We start from the raw sequence: 23457 nt of genomic DNA on the forward strand, positions 1-23457 counted from the left end.
CGGCACGAACTCAGGGACAGGACTCCGCCGAAATGCCTGTGTCTGGAAATATCGCCCGGCCGGGCTACTCCACCAGCTCGACCCGTGCCCGTTTGGCCACGCCGTGGATGTGCCGCTCCATGGCCCGATGGGCCTCGGCCGCGTTGCCCGCCTGGATGTGCCGCATCAGCTCCTCATGCTCGCACACGGTCTCGACCACGCCCTCGTCAAAGGCCAGGGGCAGCTTCTGGCTCTCGAAAAACAGCTCCATGAACGGGGAGATGGCCTCGGTGAAAAACCTGTTGTTGGCGGCCTCGATCATCAGGGTGTGGAAGGAAAAATCGAGATCGAAGAAGGCTGCGTAATCCTGCCGGGCCATGGCCTTGCGCATGGCCTCCACCACCGCATTCATGTCCGCGATCTGCGCGTTGGTCCCGTTGACCGCGACCAGCCCGGCAATGGCCGGCTCGATGGCGTAGCGGAACTGGTACATCTGGGACACCCGGCCGGACAACTCCCTGGGAATCTGCACCTTGGCGACGGAGGACGGCGCCGTCCCGCCCGGCTCGCCTCCGGCCAGGAACATGCCCTTGCCGGGCCTGATCTCGATCCGTCCCCTGGCCTCCATGGTCACCAGGGCCTCCCGGATGGTCGGTCGGCTGAAGGGCAACTCCTCGGCCAGCGCCCGCTGGGACGGCAATTGAAACCCGCTGCCCCACCCGTTGTCGGCGATCATGGCCTCGATGCTCTCCACGGCCTCGTCCGACCGCGACTTGCGTCCCACAGTGTTCTCCTTGCTCACATTGCCTCCCGCGCTTTCCCGGGCTGAAGCAAACCATCCGACCGGCAAAACGCAGACCGTGCGGTCAGACCAGTTTATATTCACCTCTACACCACACTCACCAGGACTCTGTCCACCTCTTTTTTATGAACCGACAACTTTGTAGGCAAATCCCACTTTTTACACCTTTTTGTTAAATTTTAACTATTTTTTAAAAGCTAATTTTTTAATATTGACAATATTTACAATTTGTACCACCAAGGACTTACCGGTCATACCGGCTGGTAAAAAACCGTGTTTACCGCAACATCAATTGGAGAGAGAGAGAACATGAAAACCCCGATCAGCACCTTCTGCAAGATGGTCCTCGCGTGCATGCTGGCCCTGGTCCTTGCCTGCGGCCCCGCCCTGGCTTCGGACACCCTTTCACAGATCAAGGACGCCGGAGTCCTCAAGGTCGCCGTGCCCCAGGACTTCCCCCCCTTCGGTTCCGTCGGCCCGGACATGCAGCCCCTCGGCTATGACATAGACATGGCTTCCCTGATCGCCGCCAAGCTCGGCGTGAAGGTCAAGCTGGTCCCGGTCACCAGCACCAACCGCATCCCCTACCTGACCACCGGCAAGGTCGATCTGGTCATCTCCTCGCTGGGCAAGAACCCCAAACGGGCAGCGGTCATCGACTTCTCCGACGCCTACGCCCCGTTCTTCAACGGCGTTTTCGGCACCAGCGACGAAAAGGTCGCCGGACCCGCCGATCTGGCCGACAAGACCGTTGCCGTCACCCGCGGCTCCATCGAGGATCTGGAACTGACCAAGGTCGCGCCCGAGTCCACGGTCATCAAACGGTTCGAGGACAACAGCTCCACCATTGCGGCCTACCAGACCGGCCAGGTGGATCTGGTCGCCACCGGCAATGTCGTGGCCGCCTCCATCAACGAGAAAAAGCCCGCCAAGATGCTGGAGACCAAGTTCATGATCAAGAATTCGCCCTGCTACGTGGGCATCGCCAAGGATCAGCCCGCGCTCATGGCCAAGGTCAATGCCATCATTGCCGGCGCCAAGAAGGACGGCTCCCTGGGCGCCATTTCCGAGAAGTGGCTGCACAACCCCCTGCCCGAGAACCTGTAGCCACCATCCGGGGCGGGAGACAGCCCTCCCGCCCCGTCAAGGCCATGCCATGTCATATCAATTTTCCATAGAGCCGATCATCAACAACTGGGACCTGTTCGTGGGCGGGGCGCTGACGACCCTGCTCCTGACCGCCCTCGGGTCGGCCGTCGGCATCGGGGCCGGGATTCTCGGCGCGGTCTCCCGGGCCTGGAAGTTGAAGATCCTGCACCCGGTCTACACCGTGTACGTGGAGTGTGTCCGGAACACCCCGTTCCTCGTCCAGCTCTACTTCATCTTTTTCGGCCTGCCCGCCCTCGGCGTGAAGCTGAGCGGATGGGAGGCCTCGTTCCTGGCCATGGCCCTCAACCTCGGGGCCTACTCGACCGAGATCATCCGGGCGGGCGTCCAGTCCATCCCGCGCGGCCAGGTCGAGGCTGCCGAGTCCCTGGCCCTGAGCCGGTGGCAGACTTTCCGTTTCGTCATCCTGCGGCCGGCCCTGAAAAACGTCTGGCCCGCCCTGTGCAGCCAGATCATCATCGTCATGCTCGGCTCCTCCGTCTGTTCCCAGGTGGCGGCCCAGGAGCTGACCTACACCGCCAACCTGATCCAGTCCCGAACCTTCAGGGCGTTCGAGATCTACGCCTTCAGCACGCTCGTATATCTCCTGCTGGCGGTCGTGGTGCGCAAATGCCTGAATGTCGTGGGGCACCGGTTCATCTTCGGGAGGACGGCATGATCGAATTCACCCTCTGGGACATTGTCCGGCATCTGCTCGTGGGAGCGGCCTGGACCATCGGGCTGTCTCTCATCGCCTTCGTGTCGGGCGGCATGGTCGGCCTGCTGATCCTCATCGGCCGCATCTCGCCGCGCCCCGCCCTGTCCCGACCGGCCCGGACGTACATCGAATTCTTCCAGGACACGCCGCTTCTGATGCAGCTCTTCCTGATCTTTTTCGGCGTCGGGCTGCTCGGCTTCGACATCTCGCCACTGATCACGGCCGCGCTGGGCCTGACCCTGTTCACCAGCGCCTATCTGGCCGAAATCTGGCGCGGCTGCGTGGAGTCCATCGCAAACGGCCAGTGGGAGGCCGGGGAAAGCCTGGCCCTGAGCCGCTGGCAACAGCTGCGTTTCGTCATCCTGCCGCAGGCCGTCCGCATCGCCGTGCCCCCCACCGTGGGGTTCTCCGTCCAGGTGGTCAAGGGAACCGCGGTCACCTCGATCATAGGCTTCATGGAAATCACCAAAACCGGTTCCATGATCTCAAACGCGACATTCAGGCCGCTGCTTGTCTACGGCATGGTTGCCGTGGGATATTTCATCATCTGTTATCCGCTGTCGGCCCTGGCCAGACAGGTGGAAAGGAGGCTCCATGCCGCTTGTAGCCGCTGAGGGCATTCACAAGAGTTTCGGGAACAACGAGGTCCTCAAGGGCGTCGATCTCAAGGTCAAGGAAGGCGAAGTCGTGGCCGTCATCGGCCGCAGCGGCTCCGGCAAGAGCACGCTGCTGCGCATCCTCAACGGTCTGGAGTCCTTTGACGACGGCATCCTGGTCATCGACGGCGAGCGCATGACCGGCATGGAAAAGGACCTCCGCCCCCTTCGGCTGAAGGTGGGCATGGTCTTCCAGCAGTTCAACCTGTTCCCCCACCTGACCGCCGGGGAAAACGTCATGCTCGCCCCGAGACAGGTCAAGAAGGCTGAGGCAGTCGAGGTCCGCGCCCTGGCCGAGGAAATGCTCGCCAGAGTGGGCCTTGCCGACAAGTTCAACGCCTATCCGGACCAGCTGTCCGGCGGCCAGCAGCAGCGGGTGGCCATTGCCCGCTCCCTGGCCATGCGGCCCAAGGTACTGTTGTGCGACGAGATCACCTCGGCCCTGGACCCGGAACTGGTGGGCGAGGTCCTGGAGGTGGTCCGCAAGCTGGCCGAGGAGGGCATGACCCTGATCATGGTCACCCACGAGATGCGCTTTGCCCGCGAGGTCGGCGACAAGCTCATCTTCATGCACCAGGGCAAGGTCCACGAGCAGGGCGACCCCAAGGCGCTCTTCGCCGCCCCGACCACCCCGGAACTGGCCTCGTTCATCCAGGCCATAGATTAACTTCCAACCGCGAGAAGCAAATGCATACCATCCACACCAATCCCGAACGGCTGCAACGGTTCCTGACCGAGATCGCCGAGTACGGGGCAACCCCCAACGGCGGCGTCACCCGGCTGGCCCTGAGCGACGAGGACCGGGACGCCCGCGACCGGTTGAAAGCGTGGTTCGAGGCCGCCGGCTGCGAGACGCACATCGACCGCATGGGCAACATGTTCTTCGTCCGACCGGGGAAGAACCGGTCGCTCGCCCCGGTCATGACCGGCTCCCACTGCGACTCCCAGCCCCAGGGCGGCCGGTTCGACGGCATCCTCGGCATCATCGGCGGTCTGGAGGCGGTCTGCGCCCTGAACGACGCGGGCGTGACCCTTGAGCGGGACCTGATCGTGGTCAACTGGACCAACGAGGAAGGCAGCCGCTTCACCCCCGGCACCACCGGCTCCGGCGTGTTCGCGGGCAAGCTCGACCGCGAGGCCATGTACGGGCTGACCGACCGCAACGGGTTGACCTTCGGCGGTGAACTCGAGCGCATCGGCTACAAGGGGGCGGAGGACTTCGACCCGCGCCCCCTGCATGCCAATTTCGAGTACCACATCGAGCAGGGACCGGTCCTGGAACGGCGGGGCAAAACCATCGGCGTGCCCAAGGGCATCGTCTGCCTGCGCTGGTACGACGTGGAGATTCAGGGCGTGCCCAACCACGCCGGGCCCACGCCCATGAACGAACGGCAGGACGCCATCTACGCCTTTTCCCGCATGGCCTCCCGCATCTTCGACATCGGGCTGAACGCCGACGGGGTGGTGGCCACCGTGGGCGAAGTGCATCCCTCGCCCAACTCGCGCAACGTCATCGCGGGCCACGTCCACTTCACCATAGACATCCGGGGCTGGGACGAGACCGAAACCGACCGCGTGTGCGCGGATATTGAGACGGCCATCCGGCAAAACGCCGAAGCCACGGGCTGCACCGTGGACATCCGCCGGACCTGGGCCGTCGAGCGCGCCCCGTTTCATCCGGAACTGGTCGCCCTTATCCATGAATCGGCCGAAAAGCTGGCCCTGCCCGCCCTGGACATGGTCTCCGGGGCATCTCACGACACCGTGTACATCAACCAGTTCGCGCCCAGCGCCATGATCTTCGTGCCCTCCATCGGCGGGCGCAGCCATGCCGAGGTGGAGGAGACCTCCTGGGCGGACTGCGCGGCCGGGGCCGACGTGCTCCTGAACTGCATCATCAAGACGGGCAACGACCCGGAAGGCGTGTCCTACGCCATGGCGGACTGAACCGCACCGACACATAAAGGAATGAACATGAGCGACATCGAATTCGAAAAAATCTACCGTGACGAAGACGTGGACCTGTCCGTGCTGGACGGCAAGACCGTGGCCATCATCGGCTACGGCAGCCAGGGCCGCGCCCAATCCATGAACATGCGCGAAAGCGGGGTGAAGATCATCGTGGGCGCGGGCGACCGCACCCGCCACTCCAGCTGGGACAAGGCCGAGGCCGACGGCTTCACGGTCTACTCCATCGAGGAGGCCGTGGACAAGGCGGACATCGTCCACATCCTGCTCCAGGACCCGGCCCAGCCGTCGGTCTACTACGAATCCATCCACGGCCACCTCAAGCCGGGCCAGACCCTGAGCTTCGCCCACGGCTTCGCCATCCTCTACGGGACCATCAAGCCGCCCAAGGACGTGGACGTGGTCCTGTTCGTGCCCAACGGCCCCGGCCCCGTGACCCGGCAGAAGTACAAGGACGGCTCCGGCATCTGGGGCTGCGTCAGCGTGGACCAGGATGTCAGCGGCCACGCCCGGGAAACCGCCCTGGCCATCGCCAAGGCCGTGGGCTCCACCCGCGTCGGCGTGGTGGACATGACCTTCCAGCACGAGACCGAGGGCGACAACTACGAGGAGCAGGTCCTCTACGGCGGGACCATCCACCTGATGCGGACCATGTACAACATCATGGTCAAGAACGGGTATCCCCGCTCCTTCGCCTATGCCAAGGCGATCCGCTCCATCCGCTCCATCATCGACGATATCGACGCCGTGGGCATTGAAGCGTATCTTACCTCCCGGGCCAGCCGCACCTGCGAGTTCGCCGTGCGTCACAGCGGCCCGCGCGTCATCAACGAAAAGGCCATGGAAGAGATCTTCGCCGAGACCGAGCGCGGCATCTTCGCCCGCAACTGGCTCCAGGAGTTCTCCCTCGGCATGCCGACCCTGAACCGCATGCGCCGCACCTGGGCCGAGTCCGACATGGAGCAGACCGGCACGATCTGGCGCGAGAAATTTGGCAAGTAGCACACCCCTCGCCCGGAGCGGGGGAAACGACCTCTCCCCCATTCCGGGCCAATGCAAAGCAGGCCGAACCAACGAGGTTTACCATGCCTTATCCTGACGGATTTCTGAAAAACCGGTCATCATACGAACCGAGCAAATATGCGGTCATCACCACCGAGGGGAGGGTCAACAACGTGGTGCCGGGCATCACGGGCTGCACCCTGTCCATCCTGGCCTCACCCAAGCTGGGCGCCAACTTCGTGCAGCTGGTGGGCACGGTCTCCACCGAAGGCGGGACGACCATGCCCTACGGACGGGCCGAAAACATCGAGACCTTCCTGTTCGTCATGGACGGCGAAGGGACCCTCGACGTGACCGTGGACGGCCAAACCGAGACCCTGGCCGCCGGGGGCTACATCTACTCCCCGCCCGGCGAGGGCATCGGCTTCGCCTCCAGGGGCGACGCGCCGGTGACCATCCTCCTCTACAAGCAGCGCTTCATCCCCCATCCAGACCCGGCCATGAAACAGCCGTGGAAGGTCAGCGGAACCATCCGCGACATGCAAGAGGGATTGTACGACGGGATGGACAACGTGTTCATCCGCGACCTGCTGCCCGTGGACCAGGCCTTTGACATGAACTTCCACACCCTGGCCTTCCTGCCCGGCGGCTGCCATCCCTTTGTGGAGACCCACGTGCAGGAGCACGGCATGTACATCTACCAGGGCCAGGGCCTCTACCTGCTGGACGAGGTCTGGCTGCCCGTGGAGTCCGGCGACTTCATCTGGATCGCCCCGTTCTGCAAGCAGGCCTGCTACGGCACCGGCCTGGAACGCATGGAGTACATCTACTCCAAGGACTGCCACCGCGACGAGGCCATCTAGCCCCGCCGGAAGCGGCGGACACAGGGCGGACCGGTTCCCGAACTCCGCCACAAGGCACGAAAAAGGGTTCCAAGCATTGACTTGGAACCCTTGCCCTTCTGATGGTTGAGCGGGAGGGAATCGAACCCGCGACCTCTTGCATGCCATTCCAGGACGGGATTCGTTTACTATGAACGTATTGCGGAATGACACGGTCTTCAAGGCAACATTTTCTTCGCGTGTGGTTGTAATCCAAGCTCCCCGGCAAACACTGAACGGAAAGCCTACCCACCGAAGCGATGGCGATGCGATAAACAAAGCCGAGTGCGTATGATCGCACTCGGCTTTTTATGTGTAATGGACGAGCCGAATTCAAGGGGAAAGAAACGAGCGCAACGCCCCCGCGCTACAGACTTTCGTCAACCATAGAATGAGTGGGACGTACTACTAATACAAGACAGTCACAGCAGAAGAAACTCTTTTGGCCTTCTCCACCGCACCCTCGACGTCGTCGGCAAGCGCCAAGGCAACGCCAAGACGCCGGACTCCGGCGCATTCGCCTTTCCCGAAAATCAACACCTTGGTATCCGCCTCGCGAAGCGCGACATCAACACCGTCAAAGGCGGGCTTGTCCGAAGTGCCATTGGATAGAATTACACTCGAAGCGGCGGCTCCGTATTGACGGATACCCGGAATCGGCAAGCCCAGGACAGCCCGTACATGCAGGGCAAATTCACTTAAATCCTGAGAGATGACCGTCACCAATCCCGTATCGTGCGGGCGGGGGGAAACTTCACTGAAGATAACGTCATCATCTTTGACAAAGAGTTCGACCCCGAAAAGGCCACGCCCACCCAAGGCGTCCGTGATCTTGCGTGCATATTCCTGCGCTTTCGCACGGGCCGCCTCACTCATGGGTTGCGGCTGCCAGGATTCCCGGTAATCCCCGTTTTCCTGCCGATGCCCGATCGGCTCACAAAACGTTGTTCCATCAATGTGACGCACGGTTAAAAGGGAAATCTCATAATCAAAAGGTACGAATTTTTCGATAATGACGCGCCCTTTACCGGTCCGGCCGCCGGACTGAGAGTACTCCCAAGCCTTTTGGATATCGGCCTCGCTTCTCACAGTGGATTGGCCTTTTCCGGAAGAACTCATGACGGGCTTGATCACACAGGGAATGCCGATTTCCGCCACTGCCGCCCGATATTCCTCTTCCGTATCGGCGAAGCGGTAAGGCGAGGTGGTCAGGCCGACTTCCTCGGCGGCAAGACGCCGAATGCCTTCACGATCCATTGTCAGCCTGGTCGCATTGGCAGTGGGGACGACATTGAATCCCTCCTTTTCAAGCTCGACCAACGTAGACGTGGCAATGGCCTCAATCTCAGGCACGATATAGTCCGGCTTCTCTTCCGTAATAACTCGACGAAGCGCATCGCCATCCAACATGGACATGACATAGGAACGGTGCGCCACCTGCATGGCAGGAGTATCTTCATAGCGATCAACCACAACGACCTCAATGCCAAGACGCTGCGCTTCAATCACAACTTCCTTACCAAGTTCACCACCACCAAGAAGCATCATTTTCTTTGCCGATGCAGTTTTGGCTGTTCCTAATATAGTCATAGCAAGTCCCTTTGAATTAATTAATATCAGGCGTTACGCAAGGAGCCTCTATGCCAAATTTCCCCCGGAATTGGAAGGATTGTTCTTTTCGATTTCCGGGTGAATACGGCTCTCATCGAACCAGGCAGCCCGTGGGAGGACAGGAGTGGGTTCACGCCGCGTACCACCGGGGGGGCGTTCCGGCTGTGACCACTCCGATATCCTTCCGATATCATTTGTATATTCTTTTGCCTGTTCCACGAGAAAAGGCCTAGAAGGAAAACCTTCTAGGCCTTTAACATTCTTGGTGGAGCTGGAGGGAATTGAACCCACGACCTCTTGAATGCCATTCAAGCGCTCTCCCAACTGAGCTACAGCCCCACGGCGTTGGGAAAGTCAACTTGTCCCAAGGGGACGGTTTTTGTCAACAGAAAATGTGTTCAAATTTCACCGGGTCCGAACGTTTTTCCAGGGGGCGGTCAGAACTCGGCGCGGCGGATGGTGCCGCCCGGACGCTGGACCGTGCGGTGGTATTTGACCGCGGGCAGGCCGAAGGACATGACGCAGACGATCTGATGGTCGTCCGGGATGCCCAGCCGGGCCGCGAACTGCGGGACGATGGCCGTGAACATGGCCTTGGCGATGCCGTTCCAGACCGTGCCCAGGCCGTGGCTGTTGGCCAGCAGCTCGAAGTAGCTCAGGGCGATGTGGCAGTCGGCCATGGGCGAGAGCGCGTCCTTGGGGGCCGAGGCCACCAGCAGATGCGGGGCGTTGCGGAAGAGCACGTCCGTGCCGTCCTCACAGCCGCGCACATAGTCGGCCATGCGCTCCCAGCCCGCCGGGAAGCGGTCCTCGTGCAGCAACTTCAGGGCCTCGGCCGTGACCTCGGCGCGCAGCCGGTCCATCATGGCCGGGTCGTCCACCACGGTCAGGGTGGTCTGGCGGCGGTTCACGGCCGTGGGCGCGTGGGACACGACCTCGAGCAGGTGGCGGATGAGGGCCGGGTCAACGCCCTCCCCGCGGTAACGGCGGGTGGAGCGGCGGCCCATGAGCAGGGTCTCCATCCGGGCCGGGTCAGGGAACATGCCCTTGAGGGGCAGGCTGTCCGCCGGGTCCTTGCCGAAGACGCTCAGGGCGCCGGGCTTGCACACGGCCAGGCAGTGCTGGCACTCGATGCAGCGGGCCTCGTTTTCGGGCCGGACCACGGGCAAACCGTCCATCTCGATGACACCCCACAGGCAGTCCCTGGCGCACTCCCCGCAACGGGTGCACTTGTCCGCATCCACCGTGAAATGCAACATGACCATTCTTTCCTCCGATTGTTTCCGGCCACCATACCAGATTACGCCGCAAGCGGAAGCAGGCACTTTCCCGTGCGGCGGTTCCGTGGAGGTAGGAATCACGTCTTTCCGCCGCGTTGCGGTCTGAAAAGGGGCGTCGGCCAAGTTCACAACAACGCGGTTTTGGTATAGAGACGAGTATGATGCGGCGAGACGACGCCCGCGCCGGGGCTCCGCGACAAACGGGACCCGTGGGCCACATGAAGGAGAACGCGATGCAACGGACGATGCGCACACTGCTGTCCGCGGCCGGACTGGTGGTCCTGGCCGCCGCCCTGGCCTGGGCCGCCCAGGTCATGAGCGTCCAGGTACGCGCCGGGCAGCTCCGGGACAAGCCGGGCTTCCTGAGCAAGGTGGTCGGCGAGCTGGAATACGGCGACCAGGTAGACCTGACCGGCGAACAGGGCGACTGGCGGCAGGTCAAGTCCCTGGGCGACGGCCGGGCTGGCTGGATGCACTTCTCCGCCCTGACCGAACGGGAGATCGTGCTCAATCCCACGGACAAGGACGTGGCGGCCGCGGCCGATTCCGACGAGCTGGCCCTGGCGGGCAAGGGGTTCAACAAGCAGGTGGAGGACCAGTACAAGCGGCAGACCCGGCTCGACTACGCCAAGGTGGACGAGATGGAGAAGATCGTGGTTCCGCAGAAGTACATCCGGGAGTTCCTCCGGGTGGGCGAACTCGGAGGCGACCGATGAACCGCCGACAATTCATCAAAGGGCTCGGCCTGGCCGCACCGCTGCTTCTCTCCCCCCTGGTGTCACGGGCCGTTGCCGGGCTGTTCGACGAACTGACCGACGTCCTGCCGGACGAGGTCACCGCCATGCTCAAGTCCGGCAAGAAGCTCATCTCCGGATTCCAGGACATCACCCCGGAACAGGAACACTACATCGGCCGGTCCGTGGCCGCCGTGATCCTGTCCCGCTACCGCTACTGCAACCACCGCAACGGCCAGCGCTACGTCAACGTCATGGGCCAGGCCCTGGCCCAGGCCTCGGACCGGCCCGAGACCTTCGGCGGCTATCATTTCCTTATATTGGACAGCGACGAGATCAACGCCCTGTCCGCGCCCGGCGGGTTCGTGTTCGTGACCAGAGGGCTGCTCGGCTGCTGCGGGTCCGAGGACGCCATGGCCTCGGTCCTGGCCCACGAGATCGGCCACGTGCAGCGCAAACACGGGCTCCAGGCCATCCAGAAGTCACGCATCACCGAGGGGGCCACGGCCCTGGCCCTGACCGGCACCGCCACCCTGTCCGGGGGCAAGCTCAAGGAAGTGACCCAGGCCTTTGACGACTCCATCCAGGACATCACCACGACCATGATCGACAGCGGGTATTCGCGCTCCTTCGAGGAGGAGGCGGACCACGACGCGGTGGTCATCATGCAGCGCATGGGCTACGACCCGGACGCCATCATCGACGTGCTCAACGCCATGCGCATGCGCTTCACCCCGCAGAGCACGGGCTTCGCCCGGACACACCCCTCGCCCACGGACCGCATCAACAACGTCCTGGCCATGATCGGCACCTACCACCGGCCCACGCCGATCAAGCCGCGTTGCGACCGGTTCGCGGGCATGACCAAGGGGCTGTAGGGTGTCCCGGAGGCTGAGAAAGGTCCTGGCCGGACTCCTTTTCGGCCTCATCGGGGCGGCACTGGCCCTGGACGCGCAGGTGACGGGGCTGCTCGACGCGCCGGAGAACCTGACCCGGGACCTCCGGGTCCGGGCCCTGGCGCACCCCGGCGCGGCCACGGACCGCATCCGGCTGGTCCTGCTCGACCAGAAGTCCCTGGACTGGGCCAAGTCCTCCTTCGGCCTGGGCTGGCCCTGGCCCCGTCAGGCCTACGCGCCCATGGTCGAATTCTGCCGACGCGCCGGGGCGGCCTCCCTGTCCATGGACGTGATCTTCACCGAGCCCTCGGTCTACGGGGTGGCCGACGACCAGGCCCTGGCCGGGGCTCTGCGCTCCATGGGCCGGGCGGTGCTCGCGGCCTCCTTCGCCCGGTCGGACGGATCGAGCCGGACCTGGCCCGCCCACGTGCCCGCGCCGTCCTTCACGGTCGGCGGCGAAGCGGTCCTGCGCCGAGCCGAGGTGGCCACCTTTCCCATCCCGGACCTGACCGGCGGAACCCTTTCCGTGGGCAACGTCAACGTCCCGCCCGACGCGGACAACGTCTACCGGCGGCTGCCCCTGCTGGTCCGGTTCGCGGGCGGGTACGCGCCCTCCCTGCCCCTGGCCGCATTCCTGGCGGACCGGCCCGAACCCGTGACCCTGGCCCCGGACGAGATGCGCGTGGGCGCGACGAGGATTCCGCTCACGCCCGAAGGGGACGCCCTGCTCAACTACCGCGGGCGCAACGCCTACACCGCCTACGGCGCGGCCGCGCTCATGGAGAGCGGCATGCGGCTGGCCGAGGGCGGCGAGCCGGTCATCGACCCGGCGGACCTCAAGGGCAGACACGTGCTCTTCGGCTTTTCCGCCACCGGACTCCTGGACCTGCGGCCCACGCCCATGGGCGGGGTCTCCCCCGGCGTGCTGATCAACGCCACGGCCCTGGACAACCTCCTGTCCGGGGACTTCCTGCGCCCGGCCCCGGCCTGGACGGACGCGGCCACGACCCTGCTCTTCGCCGTGCTCGGCGGGCTGGGCGTGGCCCTGCTGACCAGCCTGTGGGCGGCGGTGGCGGCCTCGGCCGGGACCCTGGCCCTGCCCGTGGCCTACGGCGCAATCCTGTACGCCCAGGGCGTGCGCACGGGCATGGCCGTGCAGCTGACCGGATGCCTCGTCGCCCTGTTCCTGGCCGGGACCTGGAAATACGCCACAGAGGGCCGCCGCAAGCAGTTCATCAAGTCCGCCTTCCGGCAGTATCTCAGCCCCAAGGTCATCGACCAGCTCCTGCAACACCCGGAGCGCCTGACCCTGGGCGGCGAACGGCGCGAGCTGACCATCTTCTTCTCGGACCTCCAGGGATTCACCTCCATCTCCGAGGGCCTCGACCCCGAGGCCCTGACCGGGGTGCTCAACGACTACCTCTCGGCCATGACGGACATCATCCACCACCACCAGGGGACCGTGGACAAGTATGAGGGCGACGCCATCATCGCCTTCTGGAACGCCCCCCTGGACCAGCCAGACCACGCCCTGCTCGCGGTCCGGGCGGCCCTGGCCTGCCAGGCGAAGCTGGCCGAGATGCGCCCGGCCCTCCGGGAGCGCACCCACGCGGACGTGTTCATGCGCATCGGCCTGAACACCGGCCCGGCCGTGGTCGGCAACCTCGGCTCACGGGAGCGGTTCGACTACACCATGCTCGGCGACGCCGTGAATCTGGCCTCCCGGCTGGAGTCCATCAACAAACGGTTCGGCACCTACACCATGGTCTCGCAGGCCACCCTGGACCGGCTGGGCGGCGAGATCCCGGCGCGGGAACTCTCCCGCCTGCGCGTGGTCGGCAAGCGGGAGGCCGTGACCGTGTTCGAGCCCCTGTCCGGGGAGGAGCACCGCGCCCGGCAGGCGGACCTGGCCGTGTTCGCCGAGGGGCTGGCCCTGTTCCGGGCGGGCGACTTCCGGGCCGCGGCCGTGACCTTTGCCGCCATCGCCCCGCGCGACCCGGCCGCCGGGAAATACGCGGTCAAGTGCGCCGAGCTGGCCGCCGACCCGCCCGAGCAGTGGGACGGGGTCTGGACCATGACCGGCAAATAGCCCCTTCCCGATCCCATTCCGGCCCGGCCCGCCATCGGCCAAAACCGCCGGAAACAGCGTCCCACGGCCCTTTGCGGCCCATTGCCCCGCCCTTCCGAGGGGAATCCCAACCGTCCATGGACATTGAGATAAAACCCCTGTCGGGGGCTGCCGCTTTTTTCACGTCCTCATTCGCGTCCGAAATTTCCAGGCGATCATGCCAAAATTAGTAATAATATTTATCTCGACATTTTTCCTCTTATAATCCGGTGTGTTACGAAGCAATCGGACTTCCGGACGCATGGGGAAAACTGAAACCGGGTCATTTTATTTTCAACAGCCACCTGTTGAAAACACAAACCAATCGCGTGTAATTCACATAAACAGCCGTTTAAAATAGGCCTTGCAAGTCCAGGCAGAAAGCCACTTCCGAGGTCGTTCTCCACACCGCAACATACTGGCTTAATGATTTTTTTTGCAATTGACTCGAAAACGCCTCATAGCTATAAACTAGGTCAGACTGCTCAAAACAAAACTCATCACGTTCTGACTCAGGAGTTCACCATGGCGGACGCGAAAATACACCAGCTTGATGTTTCCCTGCCCGGAGCGGGCAATACCCAGACCTACCACCTCGATCCGGGCACCCCGGTCAAGTTCGAGTTCGATCTGGCCAACGCCGTGTTCTCCGGCACGGACGGCAACCTCCAGATCACCGTGGAGGGCGGCGGCACCGTCATCCTTGAGAATTACCAGGCCCTGGCCGACTCCGGCGGCCTGCCGCTGTTCGAGATGGTCAACGGCGAGCAGGTGGCGGGCGACGTCTACATCTTCGCCTTCGACGGCGTGGACCAGAACGCCGACGTGGAGACCGCCGCTGGCAACAACACCGGCAGCTCCGGCGCGGGCCAGTACAACGACGATCCCGGCACGCTCTTCGCGGGCATCCAGGCCCTGGGCGGCCAGGGCGACGCCTACGACGGGCACGCCTTCCCCACCCTCGTCGGCGTGCTCGGCAACGTGGCCCCCATCGCCAACGACGACGCGGCCTCCGTCACCGAAGAGGGCGATCCCGACTTCATCGTCGGCCGCCATATCGTCTTCGTGGACAGCGAGGAGGACTACGCGGCGGCCATGGCGCACGCCGCCGAGGCCGAGGGCGGCCCGGTCTCGGGCGAATATTTCCCCCTGGCCACGGGCGGCGGCTTCTATATCCTGTATCCCAACCCCCCGCAGACGGACGAGACCATCCAGGGCAACGTCATCGACAACGACGTGGACCCGGACGGCGACCATGATCTGCTGGCCATGTACACCGTGGACTACGTGGGCACGAACCACGACGGCGTGGACCCCGACCCGGTGGAGATCACCTCGGACGACACCACCATCGTGGGCAAGTACGGCGTCCTGATCATCGACACCGACGGCCACTGGGAATACACCCTGAACCAGACCTGGGCCGACGCCATGAACGAGGGCGATCACTACGACGAGGTCTTCCAGTACACCATCGCCGACCCCGACGGCGGGGTGTCCAACACCGCCACCCTGACCATCACGGTCAACGGCGCCAACGACATGCCCGTGGCCCACGACGACCTGAACGTCCAGGCCGTCGAGACCGGCGACTCCACGGACTACGACCTCCACGCCTCCGTGTACGACGCCGACCTGAACGGCGAGGGCGGCCAGGTCACGGTGCACGACAGCGACCATTACGACTATACCTCGGGCGGCAACGTGCTCATCCACGGCAACGTCCTGGCGGGCGACGACGCGGGCTCCGTGAGCGACACGGACGTGGACGCCGGCGACTCCCCGGACGGCCGGACCATGTTCGTGGTCGGCGTGTACTCCCACGCCACCGAGACCGTGGACTACATCCTGCCCGACGAGCAGAACCCCGACTTCACCCCCTCCGCGGACCAGGCCTACGACCAGGCCGCCATGGACCCGACCGCCTCGGTCACGGTCAACGGCGAGTTCGGCGTGCTGACCATCCACGCGGACGGCTCCTACGACTACCGCCTGTACACCCCCGAAGACGGCGACGCCTATGACGCCCTCAACGCCCTGAACTACGGCAGCGAGGACAACGTGGACGCCTTCTCCTACGGCATCATGGACGACTCCGGGGCCTTCAGCTACGCCAACATCTCCTTCACGGTGAACGGCGCCAACGACGCCCCCACGGCCAACGCCGACGTGAACAACGTGGCCGAATTCGGCCTGCGGTTCGCGGACGACGCCGACTACTCCGCCGTGGTCACCGGCAACGTGGTCGCGGGCGACGCCAACGGCGGCGTGGCCGACAGCGATGCGGACGACTCCCTGATGTACGTCTCCACGGTCTCCTCCCAGACCGGGGAAAGCGACACCCTGTACACCGACGACAACATGGACCCGGACGGGACCGTGACCATCAACGGCGAGTACGGCATCCTGACCATCCATGCGGACGGCAGCTATTCCTACGCACTCCAGAACGAGTGGGACAACGTCCAGGCCCTGAACGAGGACGACACCAGGACCGACGTCTTCACCTACACCCTGACCAACGCCTACGACGACGGCGTGTACAGCGCGCCCACCACCCTGACCATCAACGTTTCCGGCTCCAACGACGCCCCGGTGGCAGTGGCCGACGCCAACGCCTTCGTCGAGTCCGTGGACGACGAGGCGGCCGTGTCCGTCATCGGCAACCTGCTGGCGGGCGACGCAAGCGGCGGCGTGGCCGACACCGACGTGGACAACTCCCTGTCCGACTTCACCGTGACCGGCGTGACCAGCGACAACACCACCAACACCGCGACCGCAGACACCGACGGCTACGACTTCGTGCTCAAGGGCGAGTACGGCACCCTCTATCTGAACGAGGACGGCTCCTACAAGTACGTGGAGGATCAGAACGCCACCAATTGGATGAACAACGACAGCACCCCGGTGACCGACGTCTTCACCTACACCATGTCCGACAACGAGGCCACGAACACCGGGTATTCCTCCTCCACCCTGACCATCACCATCGATGGAGCCAACGACGCCCCCACGGCCCAGGCCGACACCAATACCCTGACCGAGTCCGTGGACGACGCGGCCGCCTCCTTCACCACCGGCAACGTGCTGGCGGGCGACGAGCACGGCGGCGTGGCCGACACCGACGTGGACAACGACCTGTCCGACTTCACCGTGACCGGCGTGACCAGCGACAACACCACCAACACCGCGACCACAGACACCGACGGCTACGACTTCGTGCTCAAGGGCGAATACGGCACCCTCTACCTGAACGAGGACGGCTCCTACAAGTACGTGGAGGATCCCGACGCCACCGACTCCCTGAACGTCGACGACCACCCGACCGACGTCTTCACCTACACCATGTCCGACAACCAGGACGGCGACGCCAAGGAAAGCACCGCCACCCTGACCGTGACCATCGACGGGGCCAACGACTCGCCGACCATCGACCTGTCCATGGGCACGGTCCACTTCGTCAGCGAGAACGCCGACTACAACAACATGATCGGCACCTACGAACTCGACGCGGACGGCAACCCGATCAATCCGCAGATCATCCTGGAAAACATCAACACCGCGCACGAGGGCGACCTGCTGACCACCTACGAGGACGGCCAGGAACTGCACTACTTCCTGGTCAGCGTGGGCCGAGGCGCGACCCCCACCGGCACGCCCGAGTTCGTCCTGAACACCGAGACCGGCGAGTGGGATATATCCTTCAGCGGCAGCAACAAGGTCTACGACGCCCGCTTCGACAACATGGACCTGAACGTCGGCGACCCCGAGAGCACCTTCCGGATCGAGGACCTGGCCGACGGCCGCCTCCTGAGCGTGGACGACCAGCTCAAGGAGGGCTACAAGAGCCGCGGCGACGATGACGATTACGACGACGTCATCATACTGGAACACGACGATCCCGGCACCGGATTCGAGAACACCTTCACCGAGGGCGGCGGCCCCGTGCTCATCGCCGGCGAGGTGAACATCTCGGACGTGGACTCCGCGAATATGTCCCAGGCGGTCATCACCCTGACCAACGCCCAGGACGGCGACTCCCTGAACATCGACACCTCGGCCCTGCCGTCGGGCATCACCGCCACGGTCAACGGCACCGAGATCATCCTCTCCGGCGACGCACCCATCTCGGACTACGAGTCGGCCATCGAGCTGATCACCTACAACAACGGCTCGGATGACCCGGACACCAGCGACCGGCTGATCGACGTCCGGGTCTGGGACGACGGTGCCGATCCGACGGGCGCGCCGAGCAACATCGCCACGGCGACCATCCATATCATCGCGGTGGAAAACAACACCCCGCCCGTGGCCGTGGACGACACCGGCACCGGCACGAGCACCGGCGACGTCGAGGGCATGAGCGTGATTCCCGGTTCCGACGGCTACACCCTGGTGGCCCAGGAATACGACAGCCAGTCCGGCGAGTGGGTCTCGGCCGAACTGACCCAGTGGGGCACCGGCAACGGCGCACACTACGGCGTCGGGGCCGCCTCCGACGGCAACGGCAAGGACCAGTTCATCGAGAACGACGGCGCCGCCGAACGGTTGCTCATCCAGTTCGACGACCCGCAGGAGTCCGTCAGCCTGAAGTTCACCGCCGACAGCAACGGCCAGGAATCCATCCAGGCGTGGGATGCCGAAGGCAATCCGATCACCGACCTGACCTTCAGCGAAACCGGCGACGTGCTCACGGTCTCCAGCGCCACCTCGGACATCGCCACGGTGGTGATCATGGCCGACCCCGACGATCCGGACGCCTCGGTGGCCCTCAAGGAGGTCTACGACTCCACTCCGGCCGACATCTCGTCCGTCGTCTTCGCGGCGGCGGTGGTCACCGGCAACGTTCTGGCCAACGACCATGACGCCCAGGACACCGACTACACCGACGGGCCGGGCTACCCGGACGGCTCCACCGAGCTGACCGTCACCGGGGCCGCCGCGGGCGACCTGGACGACCTGACCCAGGCCGAATACGACCAGTACCTGGCCGACGGCGACTTCGACGGCGATTCCGGGACCTTCGACCTGGACGACGACGGCGCGGGCGCGACCATCCACGGCCTGTACGGCGACCTGGTCATCGCCGAGGACGGCTCCTACACCTACACGACTTACGACGGTCTGGCCTCGGGCGACTACACCGAGTCCTTCACCTACCAGGTGTCCGACACGGACGGCGCCGTGGACTACGGCGTGCTCGAAGTCACCGCGACCATCGACAACCCGGTCCTGACCACCGAGGACGACCTGGGCCACGGGGCCTGGATCACCGACCCCGGTGAGGACGTCCCGGTCTACGGCTTCGTCGCGGGCGACGTCTCCCACGTGAACTTCTCCGACGTGGACGGCGCCGACAGCTGGGACGCCGTGTCCGACAGCATCGGCCTCGACGTGAGCGGCGTGACCTCGGTGGGCACCGATTCCAACATCATCCAGGTGGGCCTGCTCGGCATCGGCCTGTCGAGCACGGACCTGGCCCTGGGGTACTTCGACGGTTCGGGCGAAATCGGTCACGGCCTCGCCCCGAGCCCCTCCGGCTACGTCTCCGCCACCGAATCCATCATCCTCGACTTCGGCAACGACGGCGTCGAGGAGCCCCAGGACGTGGCGGTCACCCTGCGCAACGTCGGCGACACCGAGGACATCGTCTTCACGGTCACGGACACCGACGGCAACACCTACACCTTCCACACCCTCGGGGCGGCCAACGGCACGATCCTGACCGATGCGGGCGGCAGCGGCGTGACCCTGCTCAAGAGCAACAACGAGCAGTACGTGGTCCAGGGCACGGCCGTGGATGGCGACGGCAACGGCGAGGTGCTCATCGACACCATCACCATCACCGCGGGCACGAACGCCTCGTTCGTCCTGTCGGCCATCGACGTGACCGCCGGTGGCTCGTGGCAGCAGACCGGCACCATCCCCGGCACACAGACCATCGTGCCCGCCTCCGGCAACCTGCTGGAAAACGCTTATAGCTCGGACAACGCGGGCATGACCGCCGCCATCGTGGGCTCGGGCGTGGGCCTCTGGGGCACCCTGACGGTGGACTCCGCCACCGGCGACTGGACCTACACGCCCCGCAGCGACGCCTTCAGCGCCGACACCGCGACGGACGGCCCCACCGTGGAGCAGTTCACCTACCAGGTGACCGACGCCCACGGCCTGACCGAGACCGCCACCCTGTACGTGCCGGTGCACCACAACGCCACGGTCACCGACACCGCCTCCGAAAACGGCGACGTGATGTACGGCAGCGACGGCGACGACACCCTCTCCGGCCTGGGCGGCAACGACTTCCTGTACGGCGAGGCGGGCGACGACACCATCGACGGCGGCGCGGGTCACGACTACCTGAGCGGCGGCGACGGCATCGACCACCTGTACGGCGGCGACGGCAACGACTACCTGTTCGGCGGCAGCGGCGACGACGTGCTGCACGGCGGTGCGGGCAACGACCACCTGTTCGGCGGCAGCGGCAACGACACCCTCTGGGGCGGCGCGGGCGACGACGTCATCGACGCCGGTTCCGGCGACGACACCGTCTTCATCAGCTCGGGTCACGACACCGTCACCCTGGGCGCGGGCGCGGACACCATCATGGTGGACCCGAGCTACCTGACCACCGGCGAGACGCCCAGCTCCATGACCGTGACCGACTTCAACATCCACGAGGGCGACGCCATCGACCTGGGCAGCCTGTCCAGCGGCGTGGTGGACGTGACCTCCTCCGGCGACAGCGGCGACCTGGTCCTGACCATCGGCGGCGTGGACCCGGCCGGGGAGGACATCACCATCACCCTGCAGGGCGTGCTCCCGCCGACCCACGACGTGGTCGATCACCACGTGGACCTGTCTGCCACCGGCGACGACCTGAACACCGTGGTCCAGCACATCATCAATTCCGGTGGACACACGTCCTAGACGAACGACAACCCCGACCCGGCCCCGAGGCCGGGTCGGGATTCCCTTTGCACAGGCGATTCTCTCCTGAACGGAGATGCGGATATGAGCGACGACATGAATACGAACGAAACCACCATGCTCGGCACCTACGCCCTGGACGGCAACGTTCCGGTGGACCCGGAGATCGTTCTGGCCAACTGCCGCGACACGGCCATGCTCGGCCGGCTGGTGGACATGTTCGCGGGCGACCCGGACATCCGGTTCTTCCTGCTCCCGGACGTGGACCGAGCAGCGGTGGACCTCGCGGGTCCCTTCCATTTCATCCGGGACGCCGGGGACTGGGTGCTGGCCAACAGCGACACCCTGCACCACGTCCTGTTCGACGACGCGGGTTTCCATCCCGGCGGGCACGAGGGGACCTTCGCCCTCATCAGGCTGGACGACGGCTCCTATGCCCTGGACACCGGTTCCCACGCGGACGCGGGCGCGGACCTGCCGCACGACGCCCTGCTCGTGGACATGCCGGGGCACGACATCTTCGTGGACGGGCACACCGCCCACCTGGCCGGGCACCCGGACGGCCATACGGCGCACGCGGACGCGGACGACGGCCTGTTCATCGCCCCCTCGGTCCTGGGCGACGGCCAGAGCGAGATCGTGGTCACCAACTTCACCGTGGGCAGCGACCACCTGCACCTGTCCGAGAACCTGTCCGTCAAGGACGTGGTCGTGGACAACGAGCACGACCTGACCTCGGTGATCCTCGGCCAGAACGACCATGCGGGCGACGACATCGTGGTCAAGCTGCTGGGCGTCTCCCACCCGGACATCCCCGTGCACGACTTCCCCATCGACGCGGACCACTCCACCGACGACCTGATCAACCACCTGATCCACTCCGGCAGACACGTGGGCTAGCCCCGGCCGGAAGCGGGACATCCCTCGCACCATCGCGGCATCGCCCCGACAAACGCGCAACAGAAGGACCGATACGTCCCCGGCGCAAGGCCCTGCCGGACAAACAGGAACACGCCGCTCAACCCCATGCCCCGGAACGGCGCATCCCCTCGGATTCATGAGGAATCAAACAAAATGAACGGACCGGCCCGAAGTTTCCGATTTATAATTGGAGACGACCGTCATTTCTTGACCCAAAGTCCATAACCGGCTATAAGTTTAGCGGTAAGTTTCTTACACAACCCGGAAATGGGATCTGACGATGAAAAAACTTGTTCTTGCAATTCTTCTCTTTTCGTTGGCGCTGTCCGTGCCCGCCTTTGCCGATAACGGCACAATGACGCTCAAGGACAGCGTCGTCGCGGCGGTCAAGCAGCACCCGCAGATCAAGGCGCTCCTGAACAACAAGGACGCCGTCGCCAAGGCCCAGCTGTCCGCTCTGGGCCGCTTCTTCCCGTCCCTAGACCTGACCGGCGAGTACGGCAAGCAGCAGTACAGCAACTCGACCACGCGCAACAACGGAACGGACAAGCGCTGGCGCACTCCCTCCGAGTTCAAGGCCACGCTGACCCAGCCCATCTTCGACGGCTTCGACCGCTGGCACGACTACAAGCGTGAAGGCGCCCGTCTGACCTCGGCCGAAGGCCGCCTGGTGGACAACGTCGAGACCGTGGGCCTGGATGCGGTCCGCGCCCACGTGGACGTGGTCCGCCTGCGCAAGCTGGTCTCCCTGGCCGAAGACAACATCGCCGCCCACCAGCACCTGCTGGATTCCATTTCCGAACGCGTCGAAGGCGGAGCGGGCAACCGCGCCGACGAGATGCAGGCCAAGGGCCGCGTGGCCCGGGCCGAGACCACCCTGGTGACCTACACCGGCGAGCTGCGCGCCGCCGAGGCCGAATACATCCGCACCGTGGGCACGGCCCCGGTCTCCCTGGCCGATCCCCAGTACCTGCCCGACTACATTCCCGGCAAGGCCGACAACATCCTGGAACTCGCCCTGGACAACAACCCCAAGATCGCCGTGTACAAGGCCGAGATCACCGTGGCCGAACAGACCAAGGGCCAGCTCGAATCGACCATGTACCCGACCGTGGACGCCTACCTGTCCAGCCGCCACACCGACAATCTCGATGGCGTGGACTACTGGATTCAGGACAACAAGGCCATGCTGCGCGCCCGCTGGAACATCTTCAACGGCACCAGCGACTACTACGACATCCAGACCGCCGCGGCTCGCATCCGCGAGGCGCAGGACAACCTGCAGGACACCACCGACGACATCATCCGCCAGGTGGCCGCCACCTGGGCCGACTACCAGTCCAGCCTGAACCAGATCGAGAAGTACCAGGAAGCCCTGCAATACAGCATCGAATCCCTGGACATGTACCTGATGCAGTTCAACGTGGGCCAGCGCTCCCTGCTGGACCTTCTGGACGCCACCAACGAGGTCTTCTCCAACCGCGTGCAGCTCGAGACCGCGACCATGAACCGCGACTTCACGGTCTACAAGTTCCTGGCCCTCGAAGGCTCTCTCATGAAGACCCTCGAGATCGCCCCCTCCACCTACGAGCAGATGCCCACCGAGACCGCCGCCAAGTAAACGGCGCACACAATCGACTTCCCAGGGACGCGGCCACAAGGCCGCGTCCCTCTTTTTTTCCCCATTAAGGCGCATGAACAGCAGCGGCTCGGTAGAGCGGGCCATCTGCACATTTTTCGGGGACCCGTCTGATCCTCACGTAGGAAGACTACGCTGCGGTCAGCCGGGCCCCCGAAAAATGCACAGCTGACCCACTCTACCGAGCCTA

Annotated in this window: 16 protein-coding genes and 1 tRNA gene; 13 read left to right on the plus strand and 4 right to left on the minus strand. The window is 64.5% G+C overall.

The features are described 5' to 3' along the window. Positions 1–64: 64 nt before the first annotated feature. Entirely contained in the window at positions 65–763 is a 699-nt protein-coding gene (locus DND132_RS06420; protein WP_041915723.1) for a FadR/GntR family transcriptional regulator, read from the minus strand. A gap of 327 nt (positions 764–1090) precedes the next feature. Between DND132_RS06420 and DND132_RS06425 the strand changes: the two genes are divergently transcribed. The 7 genes from DND132_RS06425 (at position 1091) to allE (ending at position 7134) form a co-directional block, all read left to right on the plus strand. Beyond that, positions 1091–1888: a transporter substrate-binding domain-containing protein gene (locus tag DND132_RS06425; RefSeq protein WP_014321901.1), complete on the plus strand. Its 798-nt coding sequence runs from the start codon at positions 1091–1093 to the stop codon at positions 1886–1888. A 49-nt stretch (positions 1889–1937) separates the two neighbouring features. Then, complete coding sequence (locus DND132_RS06430; protein WP_014321902.1) at positions 1938–2606, plus strand: amino acid ABC transporter permease; 669 nt, start codon at positions 1938–1940, stop codon at positions 2604–2606. Next, the gene (locus DND132_RS06435; RefSeq protein ID WP_014321903.1) at positions 2603–3259 is read left to right on the plus strand and encodes an amino acid ABC transporter permease; all 657 of its coding nucleotides are present in this window, start codon (positions 2603–2605) and stop codon (positions 3257–3259) included. The genes DND132_RS06430 and DND132_RS06435 overlap by 4 nt, the downstream gene beginning before the upstream one ends. After that, on the plus strand, positions 3240–3968 hold the full coding sequence (locus tag DND132_RS06440) for an amino acid ABC transporter ATP-binding protein (protein ID WP_014321904.1): 729 nt from the start codon (positions 3240–3242) through the stop codon (positions 3966–3968). The genes DND132_RS06435 and DND132_RS06440 overlap by 20 nt, the downstream gene beginning before the upstream one ends. A gap of 20 nt (positions 3969–3988) precedes the next feature. Beyond that, positions 3989–5248 (plus strand): Zn-dependent hydrolase, encoded by a 1260-nt coding sequence (locus DND132_RS06445; RefSeq protein ID WP_014321905.1) that lies wholly within the window; start codon positions 3989–3991, stop codon positions 5246–5248. A gap of 27 nt (positions 5249–5275) precedes the next feature. Further along, positions 5276–6271 (plus strand): ketol-acid reductoisomerase, encoded by a 996-nt coding sequence (gene ilvC, locus DND132_RS06450; protein WP_014321906.1) that lies wholly within the window; start codon positions 5276–5278, stop codon positions 6269–6271. Positions 6272–6354: 83 nt separating this feature from the next. After that, positions 6355–7134 carry a (S)-ureidoglycine aminohydrolase gene (allE, locus tag DND132_RS06455; protein ID WP_014321907.1) on the plus strand — a complete coding sequence of 260 codons (780 nt, stop codon included), beginning with the start codon at positions 6355–6357 and terminating at the stop codon, positions 7132–7134. A 426-nt stretch (positions 7135–7560) separates the two neighbouring features. Here allE and purT read toward each other — a convergent pair whose 3' ends face one another. The 3 genes from purT to DND132_RS06470 form a co-directional block, all read right to left on the minus strand. Then, complete coding sequence (gene purT, locus DND132_RS06460; RefSeq protein ID WP_014321908.1) at positions 7561–8742, minus strand: formate-dependent phosphoribosylglycinamide formyltransferase; 1182 nt, start codon at positions 8740–8742, stop codon at positions 7561–7563. A gap of 284 nt (positions 8743–9026) precedes the next feature. Continuing rightward, positions 9027–9102 (minus strand) — tRNA-Ala (locus tag DND132_RS06465). A gap of 98 nt (positions 9103–9200) precedes the next feature. Next, positions 9201–10022, minus strand: coding sequence for a nitroreductase family protein (locus DND132_RS06470; protein WP_041915951.1), 822 nt, complete (start codon positions 10020–10022; stop codon positions 9201–9203). A 254-nt stretch (positions 10023–10276) separates the two neighbouring features. Between DND132_RS06470 and DND132_RS06475 the strand changes: the two genes are divergently transcribed. The 6 genes from DND132_RS06475 (at position 10277) to DND132_RS06500 (ending at position 23249) form a co-directional block, all read left to right on the plus strand. After that, positions 10277–10759, plus strand: coding sequence for an SH3 domain-containing protein (locus tag DND132_RS06475; protein WP_014321910.1), 483 nt, complete (start codon positions 10277–10279; stop codon positions 10757–10759). Continuing rightward, positions 10756–11655 carry a M48 family metalloprotease gene (locus DND132_RS06480; protein WP_014321911.1) on the plus strand — a complete coding sequence of 300 codons (900 nt, stop codon included), beginning with the start codon at positions 10756–10758 and terminating at the stop codon, positions 11653–11655. Before DND132_RS06475 ends, DND132_RS06480 begins: the two co-directional genes overlap by 4 nt. 1 nt (position 11656) lies before the next feature. Continuing rightward, complete coding sequence (locus DND132_RS06485; RefSeq protein ID WP_014321912.1) at positions 11657–13762, plus strand: CHASE2 domain-containing protein; 2106 nt, start codon at positions 11657–11659, stop codon at positions 13760–13762. Between the two features lie 543 nt (positions 13763–14305). Then, positions 14306–20707 (plus strand): VCBS domain-containing protein, encoded by a 6402-nt coding sequence (locus DND132_RS06490; protein WP_014321913.1) that lies wholly within the window; start codon positions 14306–14308, stop codon positions 20705–20707. 96 nt (positions 20708–20803) lie between these two features. Next, positions 20804–21607, plus strand: a complete 804-nt coding sequence (locus DND132_RS06495; protein WP_148266955.1) for a hypothetical protein — start codon at positions 20804–20806, stop codon at positions 21605–21607. 376 nt (positions 21608–21983) lie between these two features. Beyond that, positions 21984–23249: a TolC family outer membrane protein gene (locus tag DND132_RS06500; protein ID WP_238528360.1), complete on the plus strand. Its 1266-nt coding sequence runs from the start codon at positions 21984–21986 to the stop codon at positions 23247–23249. Positions 23250–23457: the final 208 nt, after the last annotated feature.

The sequence above is a fragment of the Pseudodesulfovibrio mercurii genome (assembly GCF_000189295.2).
In the GTDB taxonomy this organism is placed as follows: domain Bacteria; phylum Desulfobacterota; class Desulfovibrionia; order Desulfovibrionales; family Desulfovibrionaceae; genus Pseudodesulfovibrio; species Pseudodesulfovibrio mercurii.

Coding starts and splice junctions, on each gene's coding strand:
- DND132_RS06425 (WP_014321901.1), top strand. CDS start 1,091: ATGAAAACCCCGATCAGCACCTTCTGCAAGATGGTCCTCGCGTGCATG.
- DND132_RS06430 (WP_014321902.1), top strand. CDS start 1,938: ATGTCATATCAATTTTCCATAGAGCCGATCATCAACAACTGGGACCTG.
- DND132_RS06435 (WP_014321903.1), top strand. CDS start 2,603: ATGATCGAATTCACCCTCTGGGACATTGTCCGGCATCTGCTCGTGGGA.
- DND132_RS06440 (WP_014321904.1), top strand. CDS start 3,240: ATGCCGCTTGTAGCCGCTGAGGGCATTCACAAGAGTTTCGGGAACAAC.
- DND132_RS06445 (WP_014321905.1), top strand. CDS start 3,989: ATGCATACCATCCACACCAATCCCGAACGGCTGCAACGGTTCCTGACC.
- ilvC (WP_014321906.1), top strand. CDS start 5,276: ATGAGCGACATCGAATTCGAAAAAATCTACCGTGACGAAGACGTGGAC.
- allE (WP_014321907.1), top strand. CDS start 6,355: ATGCCTTATCCTGACGGATTTCTGAAAAACCGGTCATCATACGAACCG.
- purT (WP_014321908.1), bottom strand. CDS start 8,742: ATGACTATATTAGGAACAGCCAAAACTGCATCGGCAAAGAAAATGATG.
- DND132_RS06470 (WP_041915951.1), bottom strand. CDS start 10,022: ATGTTGCATTTCACGGTGGATGCGGACAAGTGCACCCGTTGCGGGGAG.
- DND132_RS06475 (WP_014321910.1), top strand. CDS start 10,277: ATGCAACGGACGATGCGCACACTGCTGTCCGCGGCCGGACTGGTGGTC.
- DND132_RS06480 (WP_014321911.1), top strand. CDS start 10,756: ATGAACCGCCGACAATTCATCAAAGGGCTCGGCCTGGCCGCACCGCTG.
- DND132_RS06490 (WP_014321913.1), top strand. CDS start 14,306: ATGGCGGACGCGAAAATACACCAGCTTGATGTTTCCCTGCCCGGAGCG.
- DND132_RS06495 (WP_148266955.1), top strand. CDS start 20,804: ATGAATACGAACGAAACCACCATGCTCGGCACCTACGCCCTGGACGGC.
- DND132_RS06500 (WP_238528360.1), top strand. CDS start 21,984: ATGACGCTCAAGGACAGCGTCGTCGCGGCGGTCAAGCAGCACCCGCAG.